Origin of the sequence: Wolbachia endosymbiont (group A) of Pipizella viduata (assembly GCF_964028555.1) — a bacterium.
Lineage (GTDB): Bacteria > Pseudomonadota > Alphaproteobacteria > Rickettsiales > Anaplasmataceae > Wolbachia.
This window is the reverse complement of the sequence record NZ_OZ034787.1, coordinates 686071-708797: the sequence shown is the minus strand read 5'-3', so window position 1 is coordinate 708797 and position 22727 is coordinate 686071. Positions and strand designations below refer to the sequence as shown.

The 22727-nt window shown below is 33.9% G+C and carries 22 protein-coding genes; 3 read left to right on the top strand and 19 right to left on the bottom strand.

The features are described from left to right. The first annotated feature begins 475 nt into the window (after window positions 1-475). Window positions 476-2287 (top strand): hypothetical protein, encoded by a 1812-nt coding sequence (locus ABWU50_RS03315; protein ID WP_353275208.1) that lies wholly within the window; start codon window positions 476-478, stop codon window positions 2285-2287. Between the two features lie 172 nt (window positions 2288-2459). Here the strand turns inward: ABWU50_RS03315 and ABWU50_RS03310 are convergent, their stop codons facing one another. The 6 genes from ABWU50_RS03310 to ABWU50_RS03285 form a co-directional block, all read right to left on the bottom strand. Next, a complete protein-coding gene (locus ABWU50_RS03310) occupies window positions 2460-5576 on the bottom strand; it encodes an AsmA-like C-terminal domain-containing protein (RefSeq protein ID WP_353275206.1) in 3117 nt (1038 codons plus the stop codon). Then, window positions 5569-6006, bottom strand: coding sequence for a ribonuclease HI (gene rnhA, locus ABWU50_RS03305; RefSeq protein ID WP_253309066.1), 438 nt, complete (start codon window positions 6004-6006; stop codon window positions 5569-5571). Before rnhA ends, ABWU50_RS03310 begins: the two co-directional genes overlap by 8 nt. Window positions 6007-6181: 175 nt before the next feature. Then, entirely contained in the window at window positions 6182-7069 is an 888-nt protein-coding gene (locus ABWU50_RS03300) for a heme o synthase (protein WP_353275204.1), read from the bottom strand. A gap of 1 nt (window position 7070) precedes the next feature. After that, complete coding sequence (ctaD, locus tag ABWU50_RS03295) at window positions 7071-8621, bottom strand: cytochrome c oxidase subunit I (protein ID WP_353275202.1); 1551 nt, start codon at window positions 8619-8621, stop codon at window positions 7071-7073. Window positions 8622-8636: 15 nt separating this feature from the next. Then, a complete protein-coding gene (gene coxB, locus ABWU50_RS03290; protein WP_182182743.1) occupies window positions 8637-9401 on the bottom strand; it encodes a cytochrome c oxidase subunit II in 765 nt (254 codons plus the stop codon). A 542-nt stretch (window positions 9402-9943) separates the two neighbouring features. Beyond that, on the bottom strand, window positions 9944-11464 hold the full coding sequence (locus ABWU50_RS03285) for an HlyD family type I secretion periplasmic adaptor subunit (RefSeq protein ID WP_353275201.1): 1521 nt from the start codon (window positions 11462-11464) through the stop codon (window positions 9944-9946). 266 nt (window positions 11465-11730) lie between these two features. Between ABWU50_RS03285 and fabG the strand changes: the two genes are divergently transcribed. Then, the gene (gene fabG, locus ABWU50_RS03280; protein WP_253309071.1) at window positions 11731-12465 is read left to right on the top strand and encodes a 3-oxoacyl-[acyl-carrier-protein] reductase; all 735 of its coding nucleotides are present in this window, start codon (window positions 11731-11733) and stop codon (window positions 12463-12465) included. A gap of 89 nt (window positions 12466-12554) precedes the next feature. Further along, a complete protein-coding gene (locus tag ABWU50_RS03275; protein ID WP_353275199.1) occupies window positions 12555-12890 on the top strand; it encodes a TrbC/VirB2 family protein in 336 nt (111 codons plus the stop codon). Between the two features lie 28 nt (window positions 12891-12918). On the opposite strand, the gene ABWU50_RS03270 is transcribed toward ABWU50_RS03275, so the two are convergent. The 13 genes from ABWU50_RS03270 to rplO all read right to left on the bottom strand — a co-directional run bounded on the left by ABWU50_RS03270 (window position 12919) and on the right by rplO (window position 22727). Beyond that, window positions 12919-14199 carry a M48 family metalloprotease gene (locus ABWU50_RS03270; RefSeq protein WP_353275197.1) on the bottom strand — a complete coding sequence of 427 codons (1281 nt, stop codon included), beginning with the start codon at window positions 14197-14199 and terminating at the stop codon, window positions 12919-12921. A gap of 71 nt (window positions 14200-14270) precedes the next feature. Continuing rightward, the gene (gene ribB / locus ABWU50_RS03265) at window positions 14271-14915 is read right to left on the bottom strand and encodes a 3,4-dihydroxy-2-butanone-4-phosphate synthase (RefSeq protein ID WP_182182755.1); all 645 of its coding nucleotides are present in this window, start codon (window positions 14913-14915) and stop codon (window positions 14271-14273) included. Window positions 14916-14921: 6 nt separating this feature from the next. Further along, on the bottom strand, window positions 14922-15416 hold the full coding sequence (gene greA / locus ABWU50_RS03260; RefSeq protein WP_007549342.1) for a transcription elongation factor GreA: 495 nt from the start codon (window positions 15414-15416) through the stop codon (window positions 14922-14924). 9 nt (window positions 15417-15425) lie between these two features. Next, window positions 15426-16967 carry a F0F1 ATP synthase subunit alpha gene (atpA, locus tag ABWU50_RS03255; RefSeq protein ID WP_353276295.1) on the bottom strand — a complete coding sequence of 514 codons (1542 nt, stop codon included), beginning with the start codon at window positions 16965-16967 and terminating at the stop codon, window positions 15426-15428. Further along, window positions 16964-17524, bottom strand: a complete 561-nt coding sequence (gene atpH, locus ABWU50_RS03250; RefSeq protein WP_353276293.1) for an ATP synthase F1 subunit delta — start codon at window positions 17522-17524, stop codon at window positions 16964-16966. The genes atpA and atpH overlap by 4 nt, the downstream gene beginning before the upstream one ends. Before the next feature lie 26 nt (window positions 17525-17550). After that, complete coding sequence (locus ABWU50_RS03245) at window positions 17551-17874, bottom strand: YraN family protein (RefSeq protein WP_353276291.1); 324 nt, start codon at window positions 17872-17874, stop codon at window positions 17551-17553. Window positions 17875-17922: 48 nt separating this feature from the next. Beyond that, window positions 17923-18351 (bottom strand): 50S ribosomal protein L17, encoded by a 429-nt coding sequence (gene rplQ / locus ABWU50_RS03240; RefSeq protein WP_353276289.1) that lies wholly within the window; start codon window positions 18349-18351, stop codon window positions 17923-17925. Between the two features lie 7 nt (window positions 18352-18358). Next, window positions 18359-19426: a DNA-directed RNA polymerase subunit alpha gene (locus ABWU50_RS03235; RefSeq protein WP_353276287.1), complete on the bottom strand. Its 1068-nt coding sequence runs from the start codon at window positions 19424-19426 to the stop codon at window positions 18359-18361. Between the two features lie 21 nt (window positions 19427-19447). After that, window positions 19448-19834: a 30S ribosomal protein S11 gene (gene rpsK / locus ABWU50_RS03230; RefSeq protein ID WP_353276285.1), complete on the bottom strand. Its 387-nt coding sequence runs from the start codon at window positions 19832-19834 to the stop codon at window positions 19448-19450. Between the two features lie 24 nt (window positions 19835-19858). After that, window positions 19859-20227, bottom strand: a complete 369-nt coding sequence (rpsM, locus tag ABWU50_RS03225; protein ID WP_007550179.1) for a 30S ribosomal protein S13 — start codon at window positions 20225-20227, stop codon at window positions 19859-19861. Window positions 20228-20286: 59 nt separating this feature from the next. Then, on the bottom strand, window positions 20287-20928 hold the full coding sequence (locus tag ABWU50_RS03220; protein WP_353276283.1) for an adenylate kinase family protein: 642 nt from the start codon (window positions 20926-20928) through the stop codon (window positions 20287-20289). Further along, entirely contained in the window at window positions 20925-22253 is a 1329-nt protein-coding gene (secY, locus tag ABWU50_RS03215; RefSeq protein WP_253309081.1) for a preprotein translocase subunit SecY, read from the bottom strand. The genes ABWU50_RS03220 and secY overlap by 4 nt, the downstream gene beginning before the upstream one ends. Window positions 22254-22256: 3 nt before the next feature. Then, window positions 22257-22727 (bottom strand): 50S ribosomal protein L15, encoded by a 471-nt coding sequence (gene rplO, locus ABWU50_RS03210; protein WP_353276281.1) that lies wholly within the window; start codon window positions 22725-22727, stop codon window positions 22257-22259.

Sequence of the window (22727 nt, the reverse complement as noted above, 5' to 3'; positions counted from 1 at the left end):
ATAATATACATTATGGAAAATAAAATCACATAATATAAGAAGCAACGCTAAAAATAAAATCACATAATATAGCGAACTATAGCTAACCTAAGAAAGGTTTTCCTACGTCATACCGCCGCGGTATCTCTCAGCCGCTAACAAGTAGCGGGATGACGAGCTTATCGTCATCCCGCCGCGAACCGTCATACCGCGATTCATTCGCGGTATCTCGGCATAGATTCCGCTAACTAATAGCGGAATGACGACTTTGTCGTTTTTCAAATTGTCGGTAAATCTAAGTCAGTTTAGCTATATAAAACATAGTATAAAAAGAGCTATTTCAGCAAAATTTTAAACAAACAAAGTTCATTAGCCTCACAATTGGCACTTTATGAGAAAAGTACATTTGATATACAGATTTAAAATACAAGTTAACGAATTATTATGATTTTTACCAAGATAATAATATAGTAAGGTTTGGTAGTGAGGTATCAAAATGGGAAAATACACTAACGCATGGTTTTATAAGAAAGATAATCACGATTGTGCAAACGATGGTACTTGCGGGCAATCTATAACGGATTTTAGGATTGGTAATTCTGACATTTCTTTCTACGATAACCATGGAAGAACGATCACACAGATACCTAAGTTGCCTAACGGAAACTCTATTACATACTATAATAATCTATATAAAACTGCACAATCAAAAAACTTTGGTGAGAATACAAAATACGTAAGATTACAAGATGTGCTGCCTAATCAATTTAATTTTGAACACGGAAAGTTGAATTGTGTAATACATTATGACAATGTATCGCAACAAGAGCAGGAGCAAATGAAGCTCGATATTAAAAATGCTTATGAAGCATATAAAGCAAAGTTTTGTATTGCTAATAATATTCAAGTTACTGTGCATACCTATATTTTTAATAATGGAGATGATTATAGGAGCTATGGCACTTTGGTTCCTGGGTTTTCACGGAGTCAATCTTCGCTCAATACTTCTGGTGGGATGACAAATGGAGAAAGCGTATTACTCTATAAAGATGTTTATACGGAAAACGTTTTAGCTCATGAATTCGGTCATGTGTTTCAATTTAAGCTTTCCGAAGCAAAAGTAAGAGAATTGGACTTTGTAAATGGTCAGCTGATGGCAAATGCAATTGGACTTGAGGTAGAAGAAAAAAATTATAAAGCTATTTGCAAGCAGATGGGTGTAGATGAATATAAAGACCATGGATGGATGTTTAGTTTTAAATACAAAGGCACAACTTGTAGTATATACCGCAAGGATCTTTCAGAAGAAGAAAAATTTCAAATTATACAACGTGTCAAGAATTCTGGACTAGATGAATATGAAGATCGTGGATCGATGTTTAAATTTAAATATAAAGATACAACTTGTAGTATATACCGCAAGGATCTTTCAGAAGAAGAAAAATTTCAAATTATACAACGTGTCAAGAATTCTGGACTAGATGAATATGAAGACCATGGATGGATGTTTCAATTTAAATATAAAGGTACACTTTATAAATATCACAAGAACCTTTCAGAAGAAGAAAAATTTAAAGCTATACAAAATGTCAAGAATATTCATGAACTAGTAGATGAATATAAAGACCATGGATCGATGTTTAGTTTTAAATACAAAGGCACCACTTATAACGTAAAATGCGAGTACTTTTCAGAAAAAGAAAAACTTCAATTTATCAAAGACATTAAGAACTCTCATGAATCGCTCATTAGTGAATGTGATGGATTAAATGAGGGGCCATTAAGTCAGAATGCAACTGTAGTAATTTCTATTGATGAAAATAAGGAGATAAGTCGAATGTATTTTCATAATCCAGACAAGAATATGTCCGAATGGTTAGATAAGACACTTATAAGCAGAAGTAAGTCTGAAGAAGATGTGGATGACACAGATCCAAAACCAGGAAAAGAGCCTGAACCAGAATCAGGAAAAGAACCCAAAGAGGATATAAGCAGAAGTAAACCTGAACAAGAGGTGGAAAAATCAAATGAAGTAGAGCAAAGTAATGTAGATGTAGAAGAGGAAAAAAGTAACCAGCAAGACACTCAGCAACCCAGTAATTTCTTATCCAATATTTTTCCAGCAATTAAATCCGTTATTGATTCTATCTCATCATTCTTTTCATGGTTATTTGGGTCTAAAGAGGAAGAACAATCTGATAACAATCTTTCTTTGCTTGAACTTAATGTTGACGACAATATTGCAGGAAATTTTACAAACAATCACCACTTATTAGACGATTATCGCTCACCTGATGAGTTCATGTAGTGAAACTATTTTATAGCCACTTCCCTACCCTTTCTAATTGTTTATAGCCTCAGCAAATATAGAGAGGCTAAAGGGAGTGGTATTACTTAAACAACTAGATAAAAAACCAGGTAGATCATTCTGAAATTCTTGCATTTTTGTCCATAATTTTGTTAAACAACTTCCCTTTTGGTCATGTCGAACCAAATTTCTTTTTTACACCACCTTTTAAGCCACCGATGACAGCTTCGTTAGTTTTTGTCATAATGCGATCAAACACTCCCAATAACCTCTTTAATAGGTTTGGAGTTAGCGAAGAGATAAGATCAACAGATACGTTATTGTTTTTGTCATCACCACTTGCTTTATAGTCTATTGAAACGATTCCCCTACTTTTCCCGCCAGTAAGAAGTTTCCCAATTATAGGAATTTTTAACAAAGATTTATTAATTGAATATGCTGGTATTACCTGTCCTTCAACTTGGAATTTATAATTTCTAATGTCGAGCTTACCGCTAGTGCTAATGCCTAATTCCGCCCCTTCAAGCCAAGATTCTTCAATTTCGACAGAGCCATCTTTGTATGAGAAAGGTACATTACATTTATAAAAGTATACACCTTCATCCTTTATAGCATTTACAATACCAGGAAGCGAAGACATCGATAATAAAGTAGTGAGTAGTGGAGCATCTTTGATATAAAAATTACTAATAGATAACATGCCATAATGTTCTTCATTTTCTCTTTGAGGAGATAGATAAAGAGAAAGTTTACCATTTTTGACTGATTTACTAATGCCTAAGGAACGCGAAAGTATACCTGCATTATCCGCATATATTTCGAGCCCTATTCCACTGTATTCCGCTAGTATGTTGCTGCTATCTTCTAGAAACTGTCCTGTAAATTGACTTCCATTGCAATTACCTTTAGTACAGGTTACATTCAGCTTAGCATTTTTGATAACGACGCCTTCTTTCATAATTACATTGTCAACATTCATACTAATTTCTATATCTTTGTTTAATCCATTACTGTTTTTGCCAAGCAAGCCTAAAATATCACTCAAATTGATTTTCTCACCATAAATAGTTATGGCATTTTTTTCCTTACCTGATTCAATTTCTATACTAAAATCATTATCAGGCAATTTAAAACTACTAGAATTTAAATATAAATTTCCATTTCCTACTCTTCCGCTGAATTTTATATCTAGGTCATTTCCTATAACATCTAATTTGTCTATTAACAATTCATCGGCACCTTTTAATTTTACAGAGAACAAAACTTTATTGTGATCTTCAAAACGATTTTTCCACCCAAAATAACTTGAACGTGATTCAAGCTCTGATAAATCCATATTACCATTAACATGTCCCGTCTTATCTTGATTTATTACCAATTCTATATTTGTATTGACATAGCCACCTATATTTTCATCAAAATCAAGTATTTGAGCGGGTAAATCTCCGGTCAAATTCCAGGCAAAACTTTCATTCCTATTGCTACTTTTCAGGTCAAATAATAGCTGTGTGTTATTCACCATACCACTACCATTTAAATCTATAAAGTCACTGCCAAAACTAAGCTTAATGTCATATTTACCAAGACTTGCATTATAGACGGCCAAATTGTCAATTTCAGAATGAAAATTTGCTGAGAAGTCTACTTTTTTGTCATCAGCATTTAGATTAAAAATGCGAAAATTAAATACAGATTTTGCCATTCCACTTACTTTATCCCTTTCAACCTTCACCACATCATCCAGCTTAAATCTTATAGGCTCATATAAACCATACGCATCACTTACAGCTTGGCCATTAATGGTTAGAACTGAATTTTCCTTATTGAGAGATTTCATTTCAATATCACCACCATTAATAGTGAAATTCTGAAACTTAGCGCTATTTGCAGTAATTTTGAGATCGTTATTCTTGATGATCAAATCACCCTTTAATTCCTTTACTTGCTCAAAATCTTCATCAAATTTTACGCTACCATTTTCTATATCAGCAACAATTACAATGTCTGACAGATCGTCATCAACCAAATTGTTAATTTTGCCATTGAAACTTACAATGGTATTTAAAACATCCCCATTAATATTATCACAATACCAGCTTCTAAATTTACTATTCACTACACCATCTGGTACATAAGTACATAAATCCTTTGCAGCAAACTTGCTAATATTAATTCTAAGCAAAGCATGACTTGTACTAAAGTTCATCTTGCCTATTAAAGAGAGATACGTGTCATTTAACTTAAAATGGAAGTTTTTTACACTAATAATTCCGTCACTATATGTTAAATTTATATTTACATTAGTTAAGGCCAAATTTTTGTTCAAATAATTTTCTGTATTCAATACGTATATATTTCCATCTACAATTTCATCCTTTTTATCAATTTTCACTGAGAAGCTTCCTTTGAATCCTATATTTTTGTCCAAATTGTAGCTTTTAACTAATGTAGAAAACCCGCTCAATAGTCCCAATTTTAGATTATAAAATGTCCCGTATACATTTAGCAAATTGTTGCGATTTTTTATTGTAATTGATAAATCATCCAAAAATCCCTTTCCATCTTTTGTATTCACATGAATATCTAAAACATTAAAATCTTCCCCCTTCCCTATATATAATTTATCAATAAAAAATTCATCTTCTGTGCTTTTATCAATAGCGATGTTAGTAAATTCAATTTTTGAATCCGCATTTAAGTCAAAAAAAAATTCCCTTATTGTTTTTAATAGATTTTTTGCACTGCTTTCTGTCATCTTAAAATTCTTCCTTGTCATTCCAGCACTCGTCCTTGTCATCCAAGTAGCTTGACTACTTGTTTCTTTTTTTCTAGATTCCAGCGTCACGCGCTGGAATGATACCGAAGGAAGGCGGTTACTATTTAAATAATTATTATCCAAAAGGTCTAATGAGTTTTGCGGATTAACATTAGTTTCTTCTCTCTTGATACATACATGCACATTATCAGCTGAAACCTGAGAGAGATTTGTGCTAGCTTTAAATAAGGAACTTAACTTAAAATGTACAAAAAGCTCAGGAACTTTTATAGTAAAATTAGGGTTTGCTATTGCCAAATCTGTAATGACTAAATACGGATCTTTGCCATCTTTCTGCCAAACAACTGAGGTATTCTCCATATTAACGCTTGAGCCAACAAATATTTTTGATATTTTATGTCTAACATAAAAATTAATATAATTAATATTGATTTCTAAAGGCTTAAAAAAAATAAAGAAGCACAATATGAACAATAAAGCTACGGAAAATAATATAGTAATTTTTTTAAGCATCGATTATTGCTTTTCTTGCTAAAATATCAGCCTCCTCATTATATTTATTGCCACTGTGTGCTTTAACCCACTTCCAATCAATTTCGTGTTGTGAAGCAACGTTGTCTAGCTCTTTCCACAATTCCATATTTTTTACTGATTTTTTATTACTTGTTTTCCAGCCATTCATTTTCCACTTATTTATCCACTCTGTTATGCCATGCTTAATATAAAGACTATCCGTATATAAATTAATATTACAAGAAAATTTCAATACTTTTAGCCCATTGATCACCGCTGTTAACTCCATTTTATTGTTTGTGGTATTTTCTTCTCTACCATAAATGTCTTTTCTATAATCTTGAAATAATATGATAGCTGCCCATCCTCCCGCTCCAGGATTACCAGAACACGCCCCATCCGTGTATATTGTCACTTCTTTCTTACTCATCTGTGTTTATATCGGTTAACAAAGTATATAGTTGCTTTTATGAAAGCACAATTTCTAAAGGTAGTTTAAGCTGCACCTTTAAATTTTATTATAGAAACAAAAAAAAGTGTGCCAACGAGCATTACCAAAAGGAAAAGTAAAAAATAGTTTTTATGCTTCTGCCGTTCTTTCATAACTAAAATAAATCAATAGAACAAAAAATAATACTGGCGAATAGGGAAAATAGATAAGGAATTGAATAAGAAAACATTTGTTTCTGTGAGTTGTGGTTCCTGAATCTGAGAATTGATATAGCGTACCAAATAAAGATGCAACCTGCAAAAATTGCCATGCTTAGATAAAGTAAAGCCTTTTTCAAAAATAGAGCTGGAAGCAAGCTGGTTAATACCAGCAACACACTATAAATTAATATATATTTTCTTGTTTTTTCCGGACCATAAACAATATTGAACATAGGAATCGATGCTCTTGCATAGTCTTCAGACTTATTTAAAGATAGGGCCCAAAAGTGTGGTGGAGTCCACATAAAAATTACTAAAAATAAAATGAAACTTTCCCAACTGACAGAATTAGTCACAGCTGCCCAGCCAATCATTGGAGGAAAAGCACCTGCTGCACCACCGATAACGATATTCTGTGGAGTACGCCTTTTTAGCCAAATTGTATATACGAAAACGTAAAATAATATGCTAACTGCAAGCAAAGCAGCAGAAATATAGTTTACTGCTATTGCCATGATAAATACTGACAATATTCCAAGAGTTATACCAAATTCAAGCGCACTTTCTGCAAGAATTCTTCCTGAGGGTATAGGGCGGTTTTTTGTCCTTTCCATGAGCAGATCTATGTCTCTGTCATACCACATATTTATAGCACCTGCAGATCCTGAGCCAAGAGCAACACATATAAGAGATATTAGTGCTAGAAAAGGGTGCATACTACCTGGTGCAGTAACCATACCAGCAACTGCAGTAAATACCACAAGATACATTATCCTTGGCTTCAGCAAACGCCAAAAATCCAGTATTGTTGATTCAACATTTAGCAAAACACTTGTGTACATTCTATTTTACCACTGGTGGCTTTTCGAAAGTATGAAAAGGCGGTGGTGAAGATACTGTCCATTCCAAGGTGTCACCTTCCCAAGGATTATCTCCAGCTTTTTTGCCCCATTTAAAGAGATGTATAACTATAAACACAAAAAACATAACTGAAACAAAGGACATATATGAGCCAATTGAGGATATATAATTCCAAGGGATAAACGCATCAGGATAATCAGGTATACGCCTTGGCATGCCAGCTAATCCTAAGAAATGTTGAGGTAAAAAAGTGATATTGGTACTAATAAAAGTAAGCCAAAAGTGGATTTGACCTAAGCGCTCATTATATTGTTTACCCGACATTTTACCAATCCAATAATAAAAGCCAGCAAAAGCTCCAAATAATGCAGCAAGTGACATGATATAATGGAAGTGAGCAACAACATAGTAGGTATCATGCAGAAGCTTATCTATTCCACCATGAGAAAGAATTATTCCCGTTATGCCACCGCCAACAAACATAAAAATAAAACCTAGTGCAAATAGCATAGGGGTCTTAAACTCAATTGCTCCACCCCACATAGTTGCAATCCAGCTAAAGACTTTTACACCAGTTATAACACCGATAAAAATTGTGGTAGTGCTAAAAAATGCAGCAGCGTCAGTACTAAGCCCAACAGTGAACATATGATGAGCCCACACCATAAAGCCAAATACTGCTATACCTATCATAGCATAAACCATCCCTATGTAACCAAATACAAGTCTGTGAGAAAAAGTTGATACAACCTGACTTATGATGCCAAATACAGGAAAAATAATTACGTAAACTTCTGGATGACCAAAAAACCAAAATAGATGTTGAAATAACACAGGATCTCCGCCACCGGCAGGATCAAAAAAGGAAGTACCAACATTGCGATCAGTAAGAAGCATAGTTATAGCACCGGCAAGCACTGGTAAGGCAACAATCAACATAAATGCTGTTAGCAAGACAGACCAAACAAACAGTGGCATCTTAGTTAATGACATTCCTTTTGTGCGCATGTTAAATATAGTAACTATAAAGTTGATCGCCCCAACAATTGACGACATACCAGCAACATGAAGTGCAAGTATAGCAATGTCAACTCCTGCACTTGGATGGGACATTACCTGTGATAAAGGTGGATATAAAGTCCAACCTGTACCTGGACCTTCACCAATAAACACTGAGAGAATGAGCAAAATAAAAGATGACACTAATAACCAAAAACTTAAATTATTCATACGAGGAAATGCCATATCTGGTGCGCCAATCATGAGAGGTACAAACCAGTTACCAAATCCTCCCATGAGGGCTGGCATTATCATAAAAAACACCATTATCAACGCATGCCCTGTAACCATTACGTTATATAATTGATAATTATTGTTAAGTATATTAATGTGCATTAGCTGAGTGCGAATAATCACCGATAATAATCCACCAATAATTCCAGCTAATATGGAAAAAATAATGTACAGTGTCCCTATGTCTTTATGATTAGTGGAAAACAACCAACGCTTTATGCCCTTTGGTACGTCACTCATATCTATACTCCAAATTTAACTCACTAATTTTCTATTTTCAATCCACTTATTAAAATCTTCTTTGCTTACTGCTTCAACAACAATTGGCATAAATCCATGGCCTTGACCACACAATTCATAGCACTGCCCGTAATAAACACCAGACTTTTTGATATTAAACCACGCCTCATTCAGCCTACCTGGTATCGCATCAATTTTTACACCGAAAGCCGGTACTCCCCAGCTGTGTATCACATCTCCTGCTGTAACTTGTAAACGAACGTTAGTATTAATGGGTAAAACGATGTTGTTATCAACAGAGAATAGCTTTAAATCTCCTTCGATAAAGTCTTCTTTTCCCTTAATATAACTATCAAATGACACACCTTGATATTCTGGATATTGGTAACTCCAATACCATTGATGGCCAATAACTTTCAGTGTTATATCAGCTTTCGGTATTTCTTCCTGTAGCTTCAGTAATTTAGCGTTTTCAAAGGCTAATATACCAACAATAATCGTTGGTATAACAAACCAAACAATTTCTAAAAGGACATTGTGGTTAGTTTGGCTTACGTTTGCCACTTTGCTTTTACGAAAGCGAAATACTACATAAGCAAGCAGCGCCCACACAAAAAGCATTATTGCAACCATCACAACCATTACAAACGAATGTGACCTAACTACAGCCTCCATTACTTCAGTTGCAGGAGCAGGAAATCCAAATTGCCAGGAAGTAGGAGCAGAGGCAACAGATATATTTGAGTAAAATATTATCAATAGTGCAAATAACTTCACCATATCTTTTGTTTGTTTGCTATAAAACTAAATGATATACTGTATAATAGTATATATAAACTTACTATGCAAATAGAGATTAGTGATGGTTAATAGTTTTTTAGCATTCAATAAGTATAATAGTACAATACTAATTTGAGGAAAAAAGCATTTACATAAATCTATTGTAAGGAAAAATATTATAATATTTTAAATTAAGTATTTACTTTAAGTAAATTCTATAATAAGTTTAATAGTGTCTGTTACTGCTAATAACCCTCTAGCCTCACACCTAAAAGCAGTAACAGACACTATTAAACTTTATGACAAGTTTATAATTTGCAAGATCAAAATCTTACAAGTTCCTTTATTTTATTATACATTGCAGTTTGTTAATTAACTTTTAATGCCTATGGTAGCATTTACAGCTTGGACCAAAGATTTACGCATTATAGAAAATAATTATAAAAAACACACTATATTTGTATACCATACAAACTTTTTTCATTCTGCATAGCTGAGTTACTAGATTCTGTAAACGAAATCTTTAGAGAAGCCAAATAGAGCTACCTTTCTGTAAAAGACCTATCGACTGTTGCAATTATAGGTGTAAACAAGAATGATAAAAGAGTACGGGATTGAGTAACTATGTACACTTCTGCTGGCATACCAGGGTATAGGTATACATTTTTAAATTGAGCAAGCTCTGACTTTGGTATCACTACGCGCACTGAATAATAACGCCCTAGTCTTGGATCATCAAGAGCATCAGGAGAAATATGGCTTACTATACCACTAATTAAACTTAAACGACGTGCACTGTAAGCACTCAGCCGGACTTTAACCTTTAGCCCTTCTAGCCCATCAATAGAGACTATGTTGCTATCTTTCTTTTGTGCTGACAGTACCTCTTCTATGTTTCTGGTCTGAATTTTAGCATCTATTATTAGGTCATCATCCGATGGCACTACGCTCATGATTGGAACTCCAGATTGTATAACACCACCTTCAGTATGGTATCTTATATCTGTGACTATCCCATCTTGAGGGGATTTAATTATTGTACGTGCTAATGAATCTTCAGCAACCATCAGCCTCTCTTTCAAGTCTGCAATAGACGTACTAACTTCCTTAAGTTCAGCGTTTGCTCTTTCTTGAGAATCATTTCTCACGTTTATAATTTCTAATTCATTCTCTCCAATTTTTTGCTGCACTTGAGATATTGCAGAACGGTAATGTCCAACTCTGCCTTCAATTTCAGCAAACTGTTTTTCTAAAGCTAAAATGTGTGGTTTGCTTATATGGCCACTATCAAGTAATTGTCTTTTTGTTTCCAACTCCTCAGTTATCAAGTCATATTGCTTATGAGCTGCATTTAGTTGAAAGTTTAGCCCAGCTAATTCATCATTTAACTGCTTTATACGTTGTTGCAGTATGTCTGTTTTTCCCAATATGCTCTTTCTCTGAGAGTTGAACAACTTTACTTGATTCTTTATCGCTTTATTTACAAGTTCATCGTGAGATAATTTTTTAACCTCATCAGGAAACTCGAGCGTGTCTAAATCTCCTCTGATTGCAATAAGCCTTGCTTCTGTTGCTAAAAATGATAAGAGCTTCTCTTTGATAATACTTAAATTCGCCTTCTCGTTAACATCACTCAACAAAACTAGAGGCTCATCTTTTTTAACTGCTTGGCTCTCTTTGACTAAAATTTTGCTTATTATTCCTCCGCCCAAGTGTTGAACTATTTTCCTATTTGAAGACACAATAACTTCTCCACTTGCATGCACCGCACCGTCAATTGGAGCTATAGCCGACCAAATACCACCTATCCCAAAAAAGATGAGTATTACTACCAGACCAAAAAATAGTGGTCCCCATGTTACTCTCAGAACTTCATTTACGTTATTACTTTCGCGTTTTAAAATAAAATTTATCACTGCATCAATCAATGCAAACGTCTTATCCAAAAATTTTGGGTACTTCTTCTTTTTATTTTTTGCTCCTTGCATATTTATATTATCACTATGGCCAATCAGGCCTGTCAAAGAAAATCCAGCGCTAAGCTTTTTTAACTTACTTATCATAATACTACTGTGAATTTGTGTTAACTCAAGATAACACACAAAAACAAAGAATCTATAATTTAGGCATTCCATTTAGACTGCAGAGCACCAGAATAAACTATTTAGTAACAATTCCTGCATCAACTATGTTTTTAAAATTTTTTGACGTTTAACTTTATTATAACTTTTCCTTTATTTTGTGAATATCTGAGTTACTTATATTATGTAAGAAATCTATTGCCAACCAGTCGATATTCTGTTAGGAATTAAGATAATATAAAGTTATTATGTTTAGATTGGAAAGTAGAAAGTTCCTGATCACTGGCGCATCAGGCGGAATAGGGCAAGCAATTGTAAAAATTATGCACAAAGCCGGAGCAACTTTATGTATTTCTGGCACAAAAAAAGAAGTGCTCGAAGAAGTTGCTAAACAATATGAAAAAAATATGCACATACTCCCTTGTGACTTATCAAATGCTGAGGAAGTAAATCAACTAGTAAATAGAGCAAGTGAGTTGATGGAAGGCTTTGACGGGCTTATATGCAATGCGGGCATTACGCGAGACAGTTTATTATTGAGAATGACAGATGAAGCATGGCAAAAAGTAATTGATATTAACTTGAGCTCTACATTTAAGCTGAGTAGAGAAGCATGTAAGAGACTAATTAAGAATAATTGGGGAAGAATTATAAATATTTCCTCAATAATAGGGCTGACAGGAAACGCCGGGCAAGCAAATTATGCAGCGTCTAAAGCTGGAATAATAGCTATGAGCAAATCTATAGCAAAAGAAGTTGCAAGTCGTAATATAACAGTAAATTGTATTGCTCCTGGGTTTATAGATACTAAAATGACTGAAGTTTTAAATGAAGGACAAAAGGGAAAAATATTAGATAATATTCCAATGAAAAGAATGGGAACAGGGGAAGAAATAGCAGCAGGGGTATTATTTTTAGCAAGTGATGAAGCAAAATATATAACAGGGCATGTGCTTAACATTAATGGTGGGTTATTTATGTAGCAACACTTATATATAGACAAATTATAATTTTTACTTTAGAATAAAAATATATGTAGGTTTGCGTTAATTTGTTATTTAAAGGCAAGAAAATGAGCTCTATAATAAAAAGATTTTTTAGTGTTTTTTGTGTAGTATTACTTTTCTCTTTCTCAAGTTATGCAGCTACCACTGATCCTGATATGGATGACACAACTAAAGTAATATGCAATATTATTGGTTACGTTTGGGAAATAGGCGGTCCACTTATGACGGTAGTAATAATTGGTGCAGCTTTGCTTGCAATATTTGGCAGGATGCCGTGGCCAGCCCTCTTTGCTCTAGGCATGTTCTGTGGTGTATTTTTTGGCGCTAAAACTATCATAACGAAAATTATGCCCAACGTAAGTAATGAAGCAAAAGCTATGTTGGAAAAGTGTGGGAAATAACCCATAAAAGTGCAGAAATGCTTTTTTGTTATCCATTAAATCGCTTCATATCTTCAACTTGCAACAAATAAGGACTATCTTTTGGTAGAGTTTTAACAGCTAGCTCAGCATATTTTGTAAATTGCTTTAAATCACCTTCAATACAAGCCTTTTTTGTCAAGGCAAAATAATGCATTGCCGTATCAGCTTCACATTTATATGCAATGCTTAAATATTTCCAGACAAAAGCGTTATTTGGTTCTACATTCAAAATCTGCTCCAGGTAAAAAATCGCCTTTTTTGCATCACCGTGTAATAATAAAGTATGAGATAATGCAAGTTTCACTAAATAACTGTTTTTCTCAGATAAATACCTAAGCGATTCCTCATACATTTTTATTGCTTCACTTAAATTTCCGGCCTTGTATAACATTTCTGCTTTTAATTCATATAGGTATGGGTCATTGCGTGACTCTTGAATCAATGAATTAACTTTAGCAATAGCCTCTTCTATCTTTCCTTGCCTATAGCAAACTATAGCATTTACATACTCAGAATTATTTTCATATTTATTAGATAACACATGAATAGGAGCAAAGAAAGAGTCTAGCTTTGCAACCACACGCTCAAACTTTAGTAACTTATCCGCAAAAATTGGTTTTACGTTGTTTTTGACCTTATAATTTTGTACAGCAAATATGCGTTTCTCACTAAGTGGGTGAGTGCGGAAATATTCCTCGGTGTTCTCATGCTCAATACTTTTAAAATAATCAAAAATCTCTTTCATACCTGAATTATCATAGCCAGATTCATCAAGGTACCTTAAAGCATAGCTATCTGCTACACTTTCTTGCTCTTGAGAATAGTTAAAAAATAGCCCTGAACTGAGTGCTACACCACTAAGCAAAATTGCACCAGCAACCTGAGGGTTAATGATAATACTAGAAACTAATCCTACCATATAACTAATCATTGCTATCGATTGAAAATAACCCATAGCACTACTCATTTGCAATATATGACCAGCAGATATGTGAGCAATCTCATGTGCTAATATACCAAGCAGGACATAAGGTTTAGCCGAGTATTGTAAAAGTCCTAAATGAATGAAGATACTGTTGTTGTTAATTACAAAAGCATTAATCGAATTATCATTAATTATAAAAACTTTCATTCGGTCACTATCAATGTTTGCAGCGAAAAATAAAGGTTGCGCTAGCTCTTTCACTATTGCTTCCACTTCACTATCTCTAATAATGTTAATAGAGTAAGCATTATTATAATATGCAAAAAAGAACAGTAAGGTCAAAAACTTAGCAATTCTAAACATGGAAATTCTGTGCTTGTATAATTTATAGGAATTCTATATTTTAACACTTAAATTATACAAATTTATAAACGCTAGTTTAATTTTTTAACGTAACTGATAAGTTTGTCGATGGTAGTTAACTTAATTTTATGTTGTTCAGCAAATTTAAGTAACTGAGGTAAGCGCATCATAGAGCCATCATCATTCACTAATTCACAAATAACTGCTGAATGATCAAACCCTACTAACTTCGCCATTTCAACACTCGCTTCAGTATGACCAGCACGTTGTGCCACCCCACCTTTATGTGCAATTACAGGAAAAACATGACCTGGAGTTATGATGTCATCCTGAGTGCCATCCTTGTTGATAGCAGCATGTATAGTTTTCGTTCTATCCTCTGCTGAAACACCGGTTGTAATGCCATAACGTGCATCAATTGATGTAGTAAATGCGGTATGATTTTCACCAATATTTTTCTTTTCCATGAAATTAAGGCCCAACCTCTTCATGTGAAATTTAGTCATTGCTAAGCACACAACCCCTGTACCGTACCTAACCATAAAAGCCATATGTTCTGGTTTTACTTTTTCAGCTAAGACAACCAAATCACCTTCATTCTCTCTACTTTCATCATCAACTAAAATGAATAATTTACCGGAACGAGCATCCTCTAATACATCTTCCACAGAAGAAATACCGGGTAGACTCATTGAAGCATAAGTGGCCTGTACCATAATAATTTACTTAAATTCAATCTTAACTATTTTATACAATTTCTCTCCATTTGGCACTGTCACTTCCACATACTCACCGACTTTTTTGCCGATTAAGGCACTCCCGAGTGGTGAACTAGTAGATATTAACTGCTTTGAAACATCAGCTTCATATTCGCCTACAACCTTATAAACATATTCCACTTCACCGTTATTATCACTTAACATGCTTAATGTCACAGTTGCACCAAACATTACTGAATCACCAGACAAATTTTTTACTTCTATTACTTCCGCATGTGAGAGCTTACTTTCTATCTCCATTATACGGCCTTCAATAAAACCTAACCTTTCCCGTGCTGCATGATACTCTGCATTTTCAGACAAATCACCTTGATCACGAGCATCAGAAATAGCCTGTATCACAGAAGGTTTTTCTTCCTTTAATTTTTCAAGTTCGGCTTGCATATTCTCAAAACCTTCCCTCGTCATAGGAAATTTATTAATAATGGATGAAGCCATGATCACCACCTAAACGCAATTAAATTGAGTAACGAAATTACTCACAATGTTAAAAATATCACCTTTTATATCATCACTCATGTCATTTGACAACTTTTTTAAAACCCCAGTGTGTACAGTATGAAAATAATTAATAAGATCATGTTCAAATTTATTAATGTAACTTATTTGTATTTTACTTAACTGATTATATAGGTTAGAAAAAATATACATCAGCACTACTTGCTCTTCTATTGACATAGGTAAATGTTGTTTTTGCTTTAATAACTCGACAAGATATTTACCCTTATTCAAGGATAATTGAACACTAGCATCAAGATCAGAACCAAATTTTGCAAAATCTTCTAATTCTCTATACTGAGCTAAGCTTAGCTTTATAGAACTAGCAACTTTCTTCATAGACTTTAGTTGTGCAGCAGAACCAACCCGTGAAACTGACAAACCTATATTTACTGCAGGTCGAAATCCTTTATAAAATAATTCAGACTCAAGAAAGATCTGCCCATCGGTAATTGAAATAACATTTGTTGGCACATATGCAGATACATCACCAGCTTGAGTTTCGACAATCGGCAAAGCAGTTAAAGACCCCTGCCCTTTTTTATCAGACATTTTAGCAGCTCTTTCAAGCAAGCGAGAATGTACATAGAATATATCTCCAGGGTAAGCTTCACGACCAGGAGGACGTCTGAGCAATAAAGACATCTGCCTATATGCCACAGCATGCTTAGATAAATCATCATATATAATCAAACAATGCATTCCATTGTCACGGAAAAATTCCCCTATAGTGCAACCAGCATAAGGTGCTAAAAATTGCATAGGCGCGCAGTCAGATGCACTAGCCACAACTACAGTTGTATACTCTAATGCTCCGCTTTCTTTCAGCTTATTTACCACTTTTGCTACTGTTGAAATTTTTTGTCCAATAGCAACATAAACACAGTAAATTTTTTGATTTTCGTTTACCTCATCGTTAATCTTCTTCTGATTGATAATAGTATCAAGCGCAATAGTAGTTTTACCAATTTGTCTATCGCCAATAATTAATTCACGCTGCCCTCTACCTATTGGAATTAGCAAATCTATAATTTTAATTCCTGTTTGGAGTGGCTCATGCACAGACTTACGATCAATAATGCCTGGCGCTTTAGATTCTATATCCATTCTGTTTTTGGCTCTAATTTCCCCACCGTCGTCTATAGGATGGCCCAACGCATTTACAACTCTCCCTAACAATTCATGCCCTATAGGCACCTGCACAACATCACCACTACATTTTACAACGTCCCCTTCTTTCACATCACGGTCATTACCAAGCACAACTATTCCAGCCGTATCATGATCTAAATCAAGAACTATTCCTTCTACACCGCTTGCAAAAAATACCTTTTCACCGAATTTTGCTTTTTCCAGCCCATAAACCAATGCGATACCATCTGTTACTGAAATTACTTCACCTATATTTTCCCGCTTTATAGGATTATCAAACGTCTCAACTTTTTCCCTTATTACACTTGCTATCTCAGAAACATTCATACTGTTCTTCATATAAAATTCCTTACTTTTAATATTTCCATTTTACTTAAGTCAACTAACCTATCTAAGTAACTTTTTAGCGAAGCATCGATCAAATTAAAACCATACCTAACTACGAAGCCACCTAGTATAGAAGGGTCAACCACATTGCTTACTTTTATTATTTTACCAAGAAAGCTCAAAGATTCAGTAATTATTTTTATATCAGATTCCTTTAAAGCTTCTGCTGACTTTATAGTAATTTCGAATTCATTTTCATTTTCTTTTGCAAGACTTAAGAATTTTTCTAATATAAGGATCAATAAACTAGAGCGTTTGTTTGCAAATATAACCATAATAAATTTTACTAAATTTTCACTCAAGTGCTCATTTATAGAAAGCATCACTTCTTTTTTGTGTGCAAAAGAAATCATAGGATGAGATAGGTACACAAAAACATCACGTTGATCCTTAAAAAAAGCCAATAAAAATTCTACTTCTTTCCTTATAATACCTAACCTGCTTCCTGAGACATGAAACAGCACGCTAGCGTAAGATGAAACTAAATTATTGTATTGGGTCTTTTTCATATTAAATCCAGTAAATCTAAATTAATTCAGCTACAAACCTTCCATTCTTCAATCCAAGCATTTTTTATATAAACAGGTCCTCTCTTTAAGGAAAGAAAACATAAATCATATCTGACTGAATAATCTAAAAAACTAAGGTTTGTACTTAAGAAATACTTAGAAGAATTTATAATAGACTGACATTGAAGATGAGATATCGGTATTTCTTTTCCAAGTAAACTTGTTTTAACTTCTATAAAAATCAGCTCCTTTTTTTTAGATACAATTAAGTCAATTTCACCGAACTTACAACGGTAACGGCGTTTTATAACATTATACCATTTCATCTTTAAATATGCCAAAACTAACAATTCGCCAAAGTAACCTACTTACCATAAGAAGAACAATTATGATAACAATTAACTTTGTGTAACTACTTTGCCTCCTTCTCTATTTTTACTATAAACCTTACCTCTTGCTGCAATAGCCCTATTAACCAGTTCTATCACTGCCATTGAAGCGCAATCACCCTTTCGAGTGCTAAATTTTATTATTCTAGAATACCCACCTTTACGATCTTGATAACGGCTGGCTAAGACGTTTAATAACTTATCAGCTGCTAACTTACTATTATGAAGGCGTGAAAGCAAAAGTCTTCTACCATGTAAAGTATTCTTATTCTTAGCAATTGTAATAAACTTTTCGACATATGGACGAAGTTCCTTAGCTTTTGGTAAAGTAGTTACAATCTGCTCATGGTTAATTAATGAGATAGATAGATTCTTTAACGTCGATAATCTATGTTCAGTGCAACAAGATAGTTTACGTTTTTTTATTCCATGTTTCATATATCACCTAATCTTCATCAGTATGTTGTTTAGCCAACTCATCTATATCCTTAGGCGGCCAGTTTAGCACATTCATATCCAAAGACAAGCCAAAATTAGCCAAAACTGCCTTAATCTCATTCAAAGACTTCCTGCCAAAATTAGCAGTTCTTAACATTTCACCTTCTGTCTTTTGCACAAGATCACCTATATAAGTGATGTTTTCGTTTTTCAGACAGTTATGAGACCTGACAGATAATTCCATTTCATCTACCTTACGCAATAAGACAGGGTCATAACCCAAATCTTTAGCACCACTAGACGAAGAAACCTGCGATTTTTTATAACTTACATCAGAACTAATAAAGGGCTGAAGTTGCTCCTGTAATATTCTTGCAGCAGAGTCAACAGCTTGACTTGGAGAGATTGTACCATCAGTTTCAATTGACAATATCAGCTTATCCTTATCAGTCACTTGGCCAACACGACTATTCTCTACCCTGTACGAAACCCTGTTGACAGGGCTATACAAAGCATTAACTGGAATAAAACCAATTAAATCCTGTTCACTCATAAGCTTCAAAAGTTCATTTTCTTTATACTTAATTACAGGAAGATAACCTTTTCCGCTAGCCACATATATGGTCATGTTAAGCTCTACATTTTGCCCCAGCGTACATATTAACAAATCTTTATTAACAATAGAGCATTGATCATCAGTTTCTATCATCCCAGCTAATACCTGGCAAGGCCCTTTAGCGTTTAAATTTAAGCATTTATTAGAAGTATCATTTAATTTACACCTCAACATGCCCATATTTAATACTATATCAGTTACGTCTTCTCTTACCCCTTGAATTGAAGTAAACTCATGAGTTACACCTTCAATTTTTATTCCATAAACAGCACTACCTTTAAGAGAAGATAACATTACACGTCTTAATGCATTACCTAATGTTAAAGCAAAACCACTTTCCAACGGTTCTAGGACTATATCACCTTTTTCACTTGAATCATCTGATATTACCTTAACTGAACTAGGTTTAATCAATTTATCTAAATTGCTACAGAGAGAAACATTATTATTATTATACATAAAACAACCTTTTCAAATATCCTATACTCTTCTTTTTTTTCTTAACCTGCACCCATTATGAGGAATTGCGGTTTTATCTGCAATTGAAGTCACAGTCAACCCACAGCTCTGAAGTGCTTTAACCGCAGCTTCGGTACCAAAGCCAGGACCACGAATTATTACAGAGACAACCTTCATACCAAATCTCTCCATTGCATTCTTCGCAGCAGCCTCCGCAGCCTTACCTGCAGCATAAGGTGTGGATTTTCTCGAACCTGAAAAACCAAATGCACCCACAGAAGTTTGACATAGCGTATTACCATGAACATCAGTTACATTTACAAAAGTATTATTAAAAGTTGCACGAATATGAACAACACCAGTAATAAACTCCTTTGTACTCTTACCAACCGTTTTGACTTTTTTCATTAAAACTCACAATAATAATAAATTTTATTTTTTCCCAGCAATAGGCAACCGAGATCTACCTTTACGAGTCTTAGCATTAGTATGAGTCCTTTGCCCTCTCACAGGTAAACCTTTTCTATGTCTCACTCCTCTATAGCATCCCATTTCCACTAAAGATTTTATGTTCATAGCCACTTCTTTTCTGAGCTCACCTTCTATAACATAATTTTGTCTAATGAAACTGCTGATCTTTTCTATATCTTCATCTCGTAATTCTGAAACACGTTTGCGCTTATCAACTTCACAAGCGTGACAAATTACATTCGCAGTAGCAATACCTATACCATATATATAAGTTAATGCAAAAGGAACACATTTCCTCACTGGAATATTTATGCCTGCAATACGTGCCACTGGTACCTCGATACTTTATTAATAACAACTCTTAATTTATACCATAAAACAACTCAGAGTCAAACCAAATTACAAGAAATTTTACTTTCAATCTCTTGCGTTACCTCATCAACACTCAAATTAGCGTCAATTGTTAATAATTTGCCTTTATAATACTCGCGTAAACCTTTCATTTGAAGGTGATATTCACTTATTCTCTTATTAATTGCAGACATATCAGCATCATCAATTCTTTTCTCTAACCTCGTACTTTTACATTTAGCACAAGTAGTACTCTTAAAAGAAGATACACTATATATGCTTTTACAGTCCAAACACGCGAGACGATTTTTTAATCTATCGATTGCAATATTATCGTCAAGCTGCAGTTCAATTACAATATCAACATCCCTATTATATTTTTCTTGCAAAACTTGAGTCAAAAAATGAGCCTGGTTTAAATTTCTCGGAAAACCATCTAATAAGCAATTATCATCCATTAATGCAAGCTGTTCATGCAATAATCCACATATAATTTCATCTTGAATTAAATTACCAGATTCCACGGTACCCTTTATTTTTTTACCTAACTCACTGCCATCAGATATAATATTCCTTAATAAATCCCCCACTGAAATTAATTTTAAACTATATTTTGCTATTAACAGGCTTGACTGAGTACCTTTACCAGAACCTGGAGGACCAAAAATCGTAATGATCATCTTACTTTCCTCGTTTTAGACTCATATTTCTTTATCCAGCTATCGTACCTATTCGAAAAAATATAAGATTGTATTTGCATAATAGTATCAGTAATAACGTTCACTATAATCAGTAGACTCGTCCCACCAAAAATAAATGGTATATCATAATAATATCTCATAACTTCAGGTACAGTACATATGACTACCAAATACGCAGAGCCAATGAATGTCAACTTAAAAACTATATCTTGAAGGTAATCAGAAGTATGTTTCCCAGGCCTTCTACCAGGTATAAAACCACCATTTTTTTTAAGAAAATCTGCGTTTTCCTCTGGATTAAATATAAAATTGGTATAGAAAAAATTAAAAAATACTATCAGCACCAAATAGGCTACAATATATACTACTTTATTTGCCATAAAGTAATTTAAAATAAAATCAGAAAAAGCGTGCCCCTTATAGAAATTTGCAATTGAAATAGGTGTCAATAAAATTGCATTAGCAAAAATGGTTGGTACTACACCAGATAAATTAATCTTCAATGGAATATAAGTAAAATCGTCATTATGTAATCTTTTAAATTGCTTTTTAGGATGTTGAACAATAACTTTTCTATAAGAAGACTCTACAAAAATGACTAAGACTAGCAGCAAAAAAAACAATACCAAAACAAAAAGGATAATAAATAACGATACGCTACCGTTTTTATTTAACGTTAACAGAGATGACAAAGCGCTGTGTAACTCTGATATTATGCCCGTGAAAATGATTAATGAGATACCATTGCCTATACCGCTAGCACTGATTCGTTCACCAAGCCATATTAAAAGCATAGTTCCACCTAAAAGGCTGAAAACACCTATTGTACGAAACATAACACCAGGTTCGATTACAACCAATACCCCTTCCCTATTCATCCCTTCCAATCCAACCAAAATTGGAATTGATTGAAATACACAAATTACTATGGTCAGGTAGCGTATATAAGAATTCATCTTTCTACGGCCTGACTCTCCATCATTCTTAACTTCCTTCATTCCTTTAATCGCAGAAGAAAGCAACTGAATAATGATAGAAGCCATTATATATGGCATAACGTTCAATGCTAGAATTGTCATTCTAGCCAATGCACCACCAGAAAATAAATTAAATACTCCAAAAACACCTGAGCCCTCTTTGGGAAATATATCATTAATTACATCAAGATTAATTCCAGGAATAGGCACATAAGTACCCAAGCGATAGCAAATTAAAGCTATTAGCGTAAAAAATATACGTTTTAATAAATCACCTTTATATAACAACGTAGGATCCAAGCTATTAAATGCGGATTTATTGCCCATGATTTACGATAGTATTTCCACACTACCACCAACTGAAGCTACAGATTTTTTTGCAGCTTCTGACGCAAAATCAACATGAAACACAAATTTTTCGCTCAACTTACCTTTATTAAGAAGTTTAATTTTATCCTTAATAGACTTTATAAAACCTAATCTATACAGCCTCTCCTTATCTATAACAGAGTCTTTCACTATTTTTTTAGCTTCCATTAAGCGCTGTATATCGCCAACATTAATTATAGAATATATGTTCCTACGTACAGGCTTAAAACCTCTTTTAGGCAAACGAGTATATATAGACTGTTGTCCACCCTCAAAACCATTTATGGAAACTCCACTTCTAGCCTTTTGCCCTTTATGCCCTCTACCGGATGTTTTACCTTTACCACAACCGATACCTCTACCCAGCAACTTAGGCTTCTTTTTCTTAGATAACTTAGTAAATATAGAGTTTAATTTTACAGCATTATTCAT

Bases quoted from the DNA above. Each gene is read 5' to 3' on its own strand.
- atpH (WP_353276293.1), bottom strand. From the start codon at position 17,524: ATGAAAAAGACCCAATACAATAATTTAGTTTCATCTTACGCTAGCGTG.
- coxB (WP_182182743.1), bottom strand. From the start codon at position 9,401: ATGGTGAAGTTATTTGCACTATTGATAATATTTTACTCAAATATATCT.
- rplO (WP_353276281.1), bottom strand. From the start codon at position 22,727: ATGAATAATGCTGTAAAATTAAACTCTATATTTACTAAGTTATCTAAG.
- atpA (WP_353276295.1), bottom strand. From the start codon at position 16,967: ATGAAGAACAGTATGAATGTTTCTGAGATAGCAAGTGTAATAAGGGAA.
- ABWU50_RS03315 (WP_353275208.1), top strand. From the start codon at position 476: ATGGGAAAATACACTAACGCATGGTTTTATAAGAAAGATAATCACGAT.
- rpsK (WP_353276285.1), bottom strand. From the start codon at position 19,834: ATGAAAAAAGTCAAAACGGTTGGTAAGAGTACAAAGGAGTTTATTACT.
- ABWU50_RS03270 (WP_353275197.1), bottom strand. From the start codon at position 14,199: ATGTTTAGAATTGCTAAGTTTTTGACCTTACTGTTCTTTTTTGCATAT.
- greA (WP_007549342.1), bottom strand. From the start codon at position 15,416: ATGGCTTCATCCATTATTAATAAATTTCCTATGACGAGGGAAGGTTTT.
- rnhA (WP_253309066.1), bottom strand. From the start codon at position 6,006: ATGAGTAAGAAAGAAGTGACAATATACACGGATGGGGCGTGTTCTGGT.
- ABWU50_RS03235 (WP_353276287.1), bottom strand. From the start codon at position 19,426: ATGTATAATAATAATAATGTTTCTCTCTGTAGCAATTTAGATAAATTG.
- ABWU50_RS03275 (WP_353275199.1), top strand. From the start codon at position 12,555: ATGAGCTCTATAATAAAAAGATTTTTTAGTGTTTTTTGTGTAGTATTA.
- rplQ (WP_353276289.1), bottom strand. From the start codon at position 18,351: ATGAAACATGGAATAAAAAAACGTAAACTATCTTGTTGCACTGAACAT.
- ABWU50_RS03285 (WP_353275201.1), bottom strand. From the start codon at position 11,464: ATGATAAGTAAGTTAAAAAAGCTTAGCGCTGGATTTTCTTTGACAGGC.
- ctaD (WP_353275202.1), bottom strand. From the start codon at position 8,621: ATGAGTGACGTACCAAAGGGCATAAAGCGTTGGTTGTTTTCCACTAAT.
- fabG (WP_253309071.1), top strand. From the start codon at position 11,731: ATGTTTAGATTGGAAAGTAGAAAGTTCCTGATCACTGGCGCATCAGGC.
- secY (WP_253309081.1), bottom strand. From the start codon at position 22,253: ATGGGCAATAAATCCGCATTTAATAGCTTGGATCCTACGTTGTTATAT.
- ABWU50_RS03310 (WP_353275206.1), bottom strand. From the start codon at position 5,576: ATGCTTAAAAAAATTACTATATTATTTTCCGTAGCTTTATTGTTCATA.
- ABWU50_RS03300 (WP_353275204.1), bottom strand. From the start codon at position 7,069: ATGTACACAAGTGTTTTGCTAAATGTTGAATCAACAATACTGGATTTT.
- ribB (WP_182182755.1), bottom strand. From the start codon at position 14,915: ATGGTACAGGCCACTTATGCTTCAATGAGTCTACCCGGTATTTCTTCT.
- ABWU50_RS03220 (WP_353276283.1), bottom strand. From the start codon at position 20,928: ATGATCATTACGATTTTTGGTCCTCCAGGTTCTGGTAAAGGTACTCAG.